Genomic DNA, 8902 nt, shown 5'->3' with positions numbered 1-8902 from the left:
ACGAGCGAATAGCAGCATGAAAACGAACGTGTCCGTTTTATCGGGGCAAGATCACTGGTTTTCCGCTGCGCTCCAACCCAGCCGCAAATGCGGGCGTTAGGCAAGAGGAAAATATGAGCGACTGGGACTTTCTGCACGATATGCATAATGAGGGCTTTAGCCCAGAGCAGATTGCGGATGCTGCTGCCTGTGGCTATAACCCTTGGGAGCATGGCGATTGGGATAGCATTGAGAAGTTTATTGACGATGAAGAGGGCTGGGATTCTGATAGTGAGCCAAAGAACCCAACGACTCTAGAGCTATGGGAGTTGCTAGATGAATTGGTTGAAACCGCCCGAAATTATTTCGAAGTCACAGGTCGGCATCTGCCAATTTATGGAGAGCTTGGCGAGCTATACGGTGAAGCTAAATACGGAATCAAAAGGCATAAGCCTTATACACGAGGCTCCGATGGCAAATTGGGAAACGATTTTGTCGAAATAAAAACAATTAGTCCATTTAAGTCCGACAATGCCGTGCTAGTGAAGCGGGCCGGTAATTTCAGCAAACTTCTTATCGTGAAAATAAACAAAGACTTCGAGTTTAAAGCAAAAATGCTCGATCGAAAGAGCTTTAGAAAGGGCTCTGGCAAACACATTAAGGCCAAGTGGGGTGAATGAAATTGCCTAACAAGCACATGTTGGCGGACTGGTGATCTTGCCCCGATAAAACGGACACCGAAGTTGAACTAGATAGCATCCGCTTCGGAAACCTCACCAAACCACCCACGCATACCCACTGATCACGACAATACAACTCAGGTTGATCCGGAATCCTGCACGCATCATATCTTTCTGTGCGACATGGCCGCTGCCATAAACAATGGCATTTGGCGGCGTCGCGACCGGCAGCATAAAGGCGCAGGACGCCGATACGGCGATCAACGCACTCAGTATTACTGCCGGAATCCCTAAGCTTTCTGCGATGGCGGCAAACACGGGCACAAGTAAAGCCGCACTGGCGGTGTTACTGGCGAACTCGGTTAAGAACACCACAAAAGTCACGATGGCCATAATCACCAGAATTAACGGCGCGCCCTGCAAGAAGCCACCAATATGATCAGCCAGAAAAACGCTGGTGCCTGTGGCTTTGAGTACGGCGCTCAGGCAGATACCACCGCCAAACAACATCAGCACACCCCAGTCGGTAGTTTTCTCGATCTGCTTCCAGGTGACGACGCGGCTGAGTCCCAGCGCCACGATGGCACTGATAGCGATCACTGTATCGAATTTAGGTAAGCCGCCCAGTAGTTTGTTAATCGGTGAGCTGAATATCCAGAAGAGTACGGTTAATCCAAATATGCCCAGTGTCAGTAGTCGCGGCTGTGTCCATTCCAGTGGTTCATGCCCGGTGGAAAAGTGGTGATTCAGATTCGGGCGTATAACCATAAAAAGAACCGCGAGCATGACGGGTAGCAGAATCAGCGACAGCGGCCCGGCTAAGCTCAGCCAGTTCGCGAAGGTCATGTTGTTTTGTGCCGCGGCGATAGCATTAGGTGGGCTGCCTACTAAGGTGGCAATGCCTCCGATGTTTGCGCAGTAGGCGACACCAAGCAGTACGAAGATATAAGTAGGGCGCTGCTCTTCTTCATTAAGTTGATGTAAGACACCGAGTATCAGGGGGAGCATCATGGCGGTCGTTGCTGTGTTACTGATCCACATCGACAGTCCGGCCGACACGGCAAACAGCATAAACACGGCAACGTTAAACCGACCTCGTGCCAGGGTCAGTACTTTATTAGCAATGGCGGTATCTATCTTCTGAGCATGCAGGGCTGAGGCGAGAGCAAAGCCACCGAGGAAGATAAAAATAATCGGGTTGGCGAAGCTGGCGAGTGCCTTGGTGGTGTCGAGCACACCGAAAGCAACAGCGAGTATGGGGACTAAAAGGGCTGTAATGCTGACGTCGAGTGCTTCAGTTAACCAGAGCACAGCGATAAAGATCAGGATGCTCAGGCCGTCAACGATGGCTGGTTCAAACGGCAGCCAGAGTTGCAGAGCTACGAAGAGTGCAGCATTGATCAGAATAATAAGGTTTGAGCCCGGCATACGTCATCCGTTGTTTTTTATTATCTATAGAGAGTAATGAAAAATAACGAACGAGGTAAGGTGTCAGATGCGCCGGACCTTGATCTGGCGCCCCTTTATCCGGCTCTTTTCCAACAAGCGCAGTGCCTCATTAGCGTATTCACGCTCTACGGCGGCGAAGGCGACAAAATCCAGTACGGTGATATTACCAATCACTGTGCCCGGTATTTTGCCTTTAGCCGTTATCGCTCCGACGATGTCGCCCGGGCGTAGCTTGTTCTTACGGCCTTCCGCAAAGCAGATGGTCACATACGGCGGCTTAGCCGTGTCGTGCGAATCTGTCAGGTCACTCTGATGCATGGCCGGAATGTTGTGTTTGAGCAGGTCTTCAATCGCTTCGCGCTTGTATTGCTCGCGCTCGGTAAACAGGCTCAGGGCCAGACCTTCGCTGCCGGCACGACCAGTACGGCCAATGCGATGTACATATACTTCAGGGTCGCGTGGCAGGTCGTAATTAATGACGGCTTGTAGCTCATCAACATCCAGCCCGCGTGCCGCCACGTCGGTGGCGACCAGGCAATGGGCACTGCCTTGTTTAAAGCGGATGTAAGTCTGATCACGATCCCGCTGGTCGAGGTCACCGTGCAGACCCAGGGATAAATATCCGGCATGGCGCAGCGCCTGAGAGACTTCATTTACGGTCTGTTTGGTGTTGCAGAAAATTACTGCCTGCTCGATGGCAAAGTGCTGCATGGCGGCTAACAGAGCATCGGTGCGGCTTGATTTATCGCAGCCAATTAACTGCTGGCGGATATGATCGGTTTTATGAACGGCCTCGACTTTAATCGTCTCAGGCTCGTGCATCAGGTCTTTGCTCAGCGCTTTGATGTTGTCTGGGTAAGTGGCCGAAAACAGCAGCGTCTGACGCTTGTGTTTGGTATGCGAGGCAATGTCGCGGATGTCGTCGGCAAAGCCCATTTCCAGCATGCGGTCGGCTTCGTCGAGAACCAGTGTACTCACGTGCTCCAGCGACATGGTTTTCTTGCGCAGATGGTCTTTAATGCGGCCCGGAGTACCGACAACAATGTGTGCGCCACGTTCAAGCGAGCCGATTTGCGGCCCAATTGAGACGCCGCCCGATATAACTACGATTTTAATGTTTGGCGTAAAGCGGGCGACCTTACGTAACTCATCGGCGACCTGGGTTGCCAGTTCGCGAGTGGGGCAGAGCACCAAGCCCTGAATGCCAAAGAACTTAGGGTTCAGGTTCTGCAACAGCGGAATACCGAATGCTACGGTTTTACCGCTGCCGGTTTTTGCCTGTGCCAGTACGTCGTTGCCTGCAATGCTGATGGGCAGCGACTGTGCCTGGATGTCAGTCGCGTCGTTGAAACCCAGCTTTTGCAGGTTGTCCTGCATCGCTGGGACGATGCCTTTTATATCTTTAAATGAAGTACTCACGCGGTTGCCTTGCGTTTAAGAACGACGCCCGTTTCGATGTGGTGTGTATACGGAAACTGGTCGAACATGGCGAAACGCACGATGTCGTGGGTTTTACAGAGTTCGGTCAGGTTCGCGTGAAGAGTGTCCGGGTTACAACTGATGTAAATGATGTTGTCGTAACCGGCGGTTTGTTTCACGGATTCGTCGTCCAGCCCAGCACGAGGCGGATCAACCAATACAGTGCGGAAGTCGTAGCTGGTTAAGTCAACGCCTTCTAAGCGGGTGAATTTGCGCTCGCCTCGTAAGGCCTGAACAAACTCTTCAGACGACAGGCGCGCAATAATCAGATTGTCGATCCTGTTGTCGGCAATGTTTACCTGCGCGGCATTCACTGAGGTTTTAGAAATCTCAGTGGCAAGAACGCGGTCAAATTTGTCAGCTAATGCTACTGAGAAGTTGCCGTTGCCGCAGTACAACTCAACGAGGTCACCACCGATGCCTTCAGAGGCAGAGCGCGCCCAGCTGAGCATCTTCTGGTTCACTTCGCCATTGGGTTGGGTGAAGCCGCCTTCGATCTGGCGATAGCTGAACTCTTTACCATCGACCTTGAGCACTTCAGTCACGTAATCGCGCTCAAGCACCACCTTCTGCTTACGTGAGCGGCCTATGATCGGGAAGCCAAGACGTTCCTGCAGTTCGCGCGCTTCGCTCTCCCAGACGTCATCCAGCTTCTTGTGGTAGATGAGGGTAATCAGGGCGTCGCCGCTTAACGTGGTCAGAAATTCGACCTGGAACAAGCGCCGACGTAACAGCTCACTGGTGTGAATTTCAGCCAGTAGCTTGTTCATCAGTTCGTTAATGAGCGGAGAGGCTATATTAAACTCACGGACTTCGTACGCTTTCTTGCGGTTGCCCGGTTCGAACATGGCGTAGAAGCAGCGGTCTCCCTCGTGCCAGAGGCGGAATTCGGCGCGCAGGCGATAGTGAGACACAGCACTGTCGTGGACTTCCAGAGCGGGCGGTGCGAATTCTGCGAACAGACTGTTCAGGCGTGCCTTTTTCTCGGCAAGCTGGGTATCGTATTCCGCAGGATTGATAGGATCTGGAAAGATTTCTGACATGAGATAACCGGGGCTTAAGCGTAAGGGCCGGTATTATACGCGGCCCCGCAAAGAGTGCGAGTGTGGCGCATAATGTCATTTCGGCCAATGATTGGGTATTTCTATCGGGTATTGTTCCAATCATAGTTGTAAATAATTGCTATAAATTATTCGTTGTAAATGTCTGACGAGAATAGAGAGGTGTGTATGAGTGACGTGTTACAGGGGTTAGTAGAGCTGCTGGAACCTACAGGGATCGGGGAAAACACCTTTCGTGGCGAGACTCAGGACTTAGGTTTCCGGGCTTTGTTCGGCGGCCAGGTGATGGCTCAGAGCCTGTCTTCTGCGCTCAAGACGCTGCCTGAAGGCGAGTGGCATGCGCACTCGTTCCATGTTTACTTCATGCTGGCCGGAACGGTGACTGATCATCTTGAGTTTGAGGTTGATCGACTGCGTGATGGCCGTAGCTTCTGCACCCGTCAGGTGAAGGCGATTCAGAATGGTCGCGCTATTCTGACCATGATCTGTTCATTCCAGCAGACCGAAGAGGGCTTTGAGCACCAGGCTGCGATGCCTGAAGTGAAGGGACCGGATGGTATTCCTTCGCAGGTTGAGCTGGCGCGTATGTTCCGTGACTACTTCCCGGAGAAAGTACGCGATATCTATACCGCCGATAAGCCGATCGAAATGCGAGTGCTTGATCCGGTCAATATCTTTGCGCCGACTAAGAAAGATCCAGTGAAGTACCTCTGGATGAAAGCCGACGGTTCGCTGCCAGAAGATACTGATCTGCACGCTAAGCTTCTGGCGTACGCATCTGATTTCAATCTATTGCCAACGTCGTTGCATCCACACGCGCGTTCTTACGGGCAGAAGGGGATGCAGATGGCGAGTCTTGATCACAGCGTCTGGTTCCATCGTCCGTTCCGCATGGATGAGTGGCTGCTGTACGCCATTGATAGCCCGAACGCAGGCGGCGGCCGTGGATTCTGCCGTGGTCAGGTATTTAACCAGAAAGGTGAGCTGGTCGCTTCCGTCGCTCAGGAAGGCCTGATCCGCTATCGCGAGCCGGAAGAAAAATCATGATGCTGCTTCGTTTTATCTTTATTTTCTTCCGCCAGAAGTGGAACGACAATAAAGACCCTCTGGCCATGACGACCTATAAATTCCGGGTGATGCCCTGGGATATGGATCTTAACCTGCATCTGACCAATACACGGTATCCGGCTTTGATTGATGTGGGCCGGGTTCAGTGGTTTGCGGAAATTGGTTTACTGCCACTGATCATGAGCAATGGCTGGCGCACGGTCGTCGCCAGTCAGACCGTGACCTTTGTGCGTGAAATTAAGCCGTTCACTAAGGTAGATATCGAGAGTCGGGTTCTGTATTGGGACAGAAAGTACCTGTATTCAGAGCATCGTTTTCTGGTGGAAGGCAAGCTGCATTGCAAAGCGCTGGGGCGAATTGCTCTGGTTCGTGGTGGTCGTGTGCGCAGTTTCAGCTCGCTGCTGCAATCCATTGATAAGTATCATGGCCGAGAGCCGGGGGAATACATCGCCCCTGAACCAACGCCTGAAATCCAGGCTAAGATTGATCTGCTGACCTTAAAGCGTGACGCTGAACTGGCGCGCGCCCAGGCCGAGGCTGAAAAAGATTCGGAAGAAAATAAGGTTATTTCTTAGTCTAACCTTCCGATTTAATCTAACTTGCTCCCTGGTTTCATTCTGGCCTCAGATTGAGAATCATCCTTCTCATCTGAGGCCTGATCTTCTTGTTCATCTTCCTGTAGCAGTTCACTCGCTGCAGAGAAATCGAAGCCTTCAGAATCTTCCATTTCTTCAATGTTTGGGCGTATGCCACACCCACTGCCTTTGACAGGCATTAGTCCTGAAGTGCCGGGGGCTTTTTTCATGGCAGTACCTCGTTCATTTAGGCTGATCTTGTCTGAGCAGTAGCTTAGGATTTACGCGTGCGTTATTGAGGCTGACCGTCCAGTGCAGGTGGGGGCCGGTGGCTCTGCCGGTTTTACCGACGGCACCCAATAAGTCGCCTTGTTTGATGACATCGCCTTCTTTTACGTCGACACGACTCATATGGCACATCATGCTGATAAGCCCCTGACCATGGTCGATAAAGACGCTGTTTCCGTTAAAGAAAAAATCACCCGTTAACACAACGTTGCCACCTGCAGGAGCAACGATGTCTTTGCCTTCGGGCGCGGCTATATCAATTCCGCTGTGCGGGTTGCGCGCCTGACCATTAAAGAAACGCTTTAAGCCAAAGGCGCTGCTGTATGGCCCTGTAGTTGGCAGGATCATCTGGTTCCAGTCGGGCGTTAATTTTGCCGAGAAGCTTTTGTAGACCGGAGTCATCTGGTTGTACTCGCGGCCAATGCGGTCCATATCATTTTTCTGCGGATTAACTTTACGCTTATTCTTAATTTCGATGTGCTGTTCTTCGTACGCAAAGTCTTCAAGAATCTGAGACTGTTCTTTGCCATCGATTTTAAGTTGCAGGCTCTCTTCTGCTTTTAGCGGTACACCAATAACGGCATAACGCTGGCCGTCTACCGTTGTTGTCAGAACGGGCTTGTCGTTCAAGGTAACTTTGCTGTTTTCATTTAACGGCATGGAGATGATGCCACCAGCGATTGGATGATTCGGCAGTGCTGATTCTGAGCTGTCTGATTTCTCAATAGTTTGGCTGGCAGTCGCATTGAGAATGAATGCTGAGAGCAATACAGGTGCGAGTACAAGGCCTGTCTTTTTAATCATCATTTCTTTTCGCTTCTTGTTTCACTTCTTGCTTTTGGGCTTCATTCTGAACGCCAGTCACAGTACTGGTGAGTGTGCCCGAGCGGATCAGTGTTTCTATTTCATCGCCGGCTTTCAGCTCTTTGGTATCACGTACTACGGTGCCATCGGTTTTTCGGGTAATAGAATAACCGCGGCTCAGGACTTCAAGCGGGCTGACGCTGTTAAGAAGTCGCATACCGGCACCAAGTTCCGTTTTCTTTTTTTGCAGTTGTTGCTGCATCGCACGCTCGAGGCGCCCGCGTATCTGATTCAGCGATTGCTGACTCTGATTAAGTCCGCGCTGTGGATGCAGATGCGCTAATGATGTCTGGAGTCGTTGCAGGCGTTGTTGAGGTTCTTTCAGGCGCGACGTCATCGCACGTTGGAGGCGTATTTCCAGCTGATCAAGATGCTGGGCTCTGGATTGCAGTGCTTGTCTTGGGCCACGCAATCGTGACTGCAGTTGAGTCAGAGAGCGCTGTGCATGCATAAAGCGCTCTCGTTGATTACGGATCAATCGTTGCTGAAGATCATTAACGTAGCGCAGTATCTGTTGACCATCCGGGCTGATCAGTTCAGCCGCTGCCGAGGGAGTCGGTGCCCGCATGTCGGCGACAAAATCTGCGATGGTAAAATCGACTTCGTGACCGACAGCACTGATAACAGGCAATTGAGAGTTGGCAATTTCGCACGCCAGAATCTCATTGTTAAATGCCCAGAGATCTTCGAGTGAACCGCCGCCACGGCCGATAATAATAGCGTCGGCCATGTTGTCGCGGTTCGCACGATACAGCGCGTTGATTAATTGCTGTGGTGCTTCTTCTCCTTGAACAGCAGCAGGGTAGAGATCCACTTCGAGCATGGGCCAGCGCCGCTTCAGCACCGTCAGCATGTCGTGGATGGCTGCACCGGTTGGCGAGGTAATAATTGCTACCCGTTTTACGGCGGGCAGGGGTCTTTTGCGCTCTTCAGCGAACAGACCTTCTGCGGTTAATTTGCGTTTGAGTTGTTCGAACGCGAGCAATAGGGCGCCTTCGCCGGCGGGCTTCATCGCATCGACAATCAGCTGATAGTCACCGCGGTTTTCGTAAAGGCTGACCTTGGCGCGGATTTCAACTTTATCGCCTTCTTTTGGTTGAAATTTAACCATGCCAGCGCGTGAGCGGAACATGGCACAACGCACCTGCGCGCCACTGTCCTTCAATGTGAAGTACCAATGGCCAGATGATGGGCGGGCAAGGTTGGAAATTTCACCTTCAACGCGCACAGATGCGAAGGAAACTTCGAGCATTTGTTTTGCGCGGCGGTTCAGATCCGAGACGGTAAATATACCGGGATCGCGAGGGTGGTCTGTCTGATACATAAACAATCTGCTGGTTAGATAGTCAAAGGCTGACATAAGGAGGTGTTTTTGGCCAGTTTTTGTCATGATGCTAGACAGCGGCGGAAAAGCGTTCTAGGTTAGTCGGGTCGTTTTTAAAACGACCTAATTTGATCA

The 8902-nt window shown here is 51.6% G+C and carries 9 protein-coding genes; 3 read left to right on the top strand and 6 right to left on the bottom strand.

The genetic code is table 11. The features are described from left to right. Positions 1-113 precede the first annotated feature (113 nt). On the top strand, positions 114-659 hold the full coding sequence (locus AC5E51_RS05780) for a hypothetical protein (RefSeq protein ID WP_491778260.1): 546 nt from the start codon (positions 114-116) through the stop codon (positions 657-659). A 93-nt stretch (positions 660-752) separates the two neighbouring features. On the opposite strand, the gene AC5E51_RS05775 is transcribed toward AC5E51_RS05780, so the two are convergent. From AC5E51_RS05775 to trmA, 3 genes are all read right to left on the bottom strand, one after another. Further along, positions 753-2087 (bottom strand): SLC13 family permease, encoded by a 1335-nt coding sequence (locus AC5E51_RS05775; protein WP_491778259.1) that lies wholly within the window; start codon positions 2085-2087, stop codon positions 753-755. Between the two features lie 63 nt (positions 2088-2150). After that, positions 2151-3527, bottom strand: a complete 1377-nt coding sequence (dbpA, locus tag AC5E51_RS05770; RefSeq protein ID WP_491778258.1) for an ATP-dependent RNA helicase DbpA — start codon at positions 3525-3527, stop codon at positions 2151-2153. Then, positions 3524-4630 (bottom strand): tRNA (uridine(54)-C5)-methyltransferase TrmA, encoded by a 1107-nt coding sequence (trmA, locus tag AC5E51_RS05765; RefSeq protein ID WP_491778257.1) that lies wholly within the window; start codon positions 4628-4630, stop codon positions 3524-3526. Before trmA ends, dbpA begins: the two co-directional genes overlap by 4 nt. A 186-nt stretch (positions 4631-4816) precedes the next feature. On the opposite strand from trmA, the gene AC5E51_RS05760 reads away from it, so the two are divergent. Further along, positions 4817-5695: an acyl-CoA thioesterase gene (locus tag AC5E51_RS05760; protein WP_301387487.1), complete on the top strand. Its 879-nt coding sequence runs from the start codon at positions 4817-4819 to the stop codon at positions 5693-5695. Continuing rightward, on the top strand, positions 5692-6291 hold the full coding sequence (locus AC5E51_RS05755; protein ID WP_068437871.1) for an acyl-CoA thioesterase: 600 nt from the start codon (positions 5692-5694) through the stop codon (positions 6289-6291). Before AC5E51_RS05760 ends, AC5E51_RS05755 begins: the two co-directional genes overlap by 4 nt. Before the next feature lie 14 nt (positions 6292-6305). Here the strand turns inward: AC5E51_RS05755 and AC5E51_RS05750 are convergent, their stop codons facing one another. Genes AC5E51_RS05750 through xseA form a run of 3 tightly spaced genes read right to left on the bottom strand, consistent with a single transcriptional unit; the run spans position 6306 to position 8767 of the window. Further along, positions 6306-6521: a hypothetical protein gene (locus tag AC5E51_RS05750; protein WP_491778256.1), complete on the bottom strand. Its 216-nt coding sequence runs from the start codon at positions 6519-6521 to the stop codon at positions 6306-6308. 13 nt (positions 6522-6534) lie between these two features. After that, complete coding sequence (locus AC5E51_RS05745; protein WP_491778255.1) at positions 6535-7386, bottom strand: peptidoglycan DD-metalloendopeptidase family protein; 852 nt, start codon at positions 7384-7386, stop codon at positions 6535-6537. Then, positions 7376-8767 (bottom strand): exodeoxyribonuclease VII large subunit, encoded by a 1392-nt coding sequence (xseA, locus tag AC5E51_RS05740; protein ID WP_491778254.1) that lies wholly within the window; start codon positions 8765-8767, stop codon positions 7376-7378. Before xseA ends, AC5E51_RS05745 begins: the two co-directional genes overlap by 11 nt. Between the last annotated feature and the right edge of the window lie 135 nt (positions 8768-8902).

The sequence above is a fragment of the Thalassolituus sp. genome, from assembly GCF_984348125.1.
Note: the sequence above shows the minus strand (reverse complement) of the source record. Positions and strands in the feature narration are given on the sequence as shown.

Bases quoted from the DNA above. Each gene is read 5' to 3' on its own strand.
- AC5E51_RS05760 (WP_301387487.1), top strand. From the start codon at position 4,817: ATGAGTGACGTGTTACAGGGGTTAGTAGAGCTGCTGGAACCTACAGGG.
- AC5E51_RS05745 (WP_491778255.1), bottom strand. From the start codon at position 7,386: ATGATGATTAAAAAGACAGGCCTTGTACTCGCACCTGTATTGCTCTCA.
- AC5E51_RS05775 (WP_491778259.1), bottom strand. From the start codon at position 2,087: ATGCCGGGCTCAAACCTTATTATTCTGATCAATGCTGCACTCTTCGTA.
- AC5E51_RS05755 (WP_068437871.1), top strand. From the start codon at position 5,692: ATGATGCTGCTTCGTTTTATCTTTATTTTCTTCCGCCAGAAGTGGAAC.
- AC5E51_RS05780 (WP_491778260.1), top strand. From the start codon at position 114: ATGAGCGACTGGGACTTTCTGCACGATATGCATAATGAGGGCTTTAGC.
- AC5E51_RS05750 (WP_491778256.1), bottom strand. From the start codon at position 6,521: ATGAAAAAAGCCCCCGGCACTTCAGGACTAATGCCTGTCAAAGGCAGT.
- xseA (WP_491778254.1), bottom strand. From the start codon at position 8,767: ATGTATCAGACAGACCACCCTCGCGATCCCGGTATATTTACCGTCTCG.
- trmA (WP_491778257.1), bottom strand. From the start codon at position 4,630: ATGTCAGAAATCTTTCCAGATCCTATCAATCCTGCGGAATACGATACC.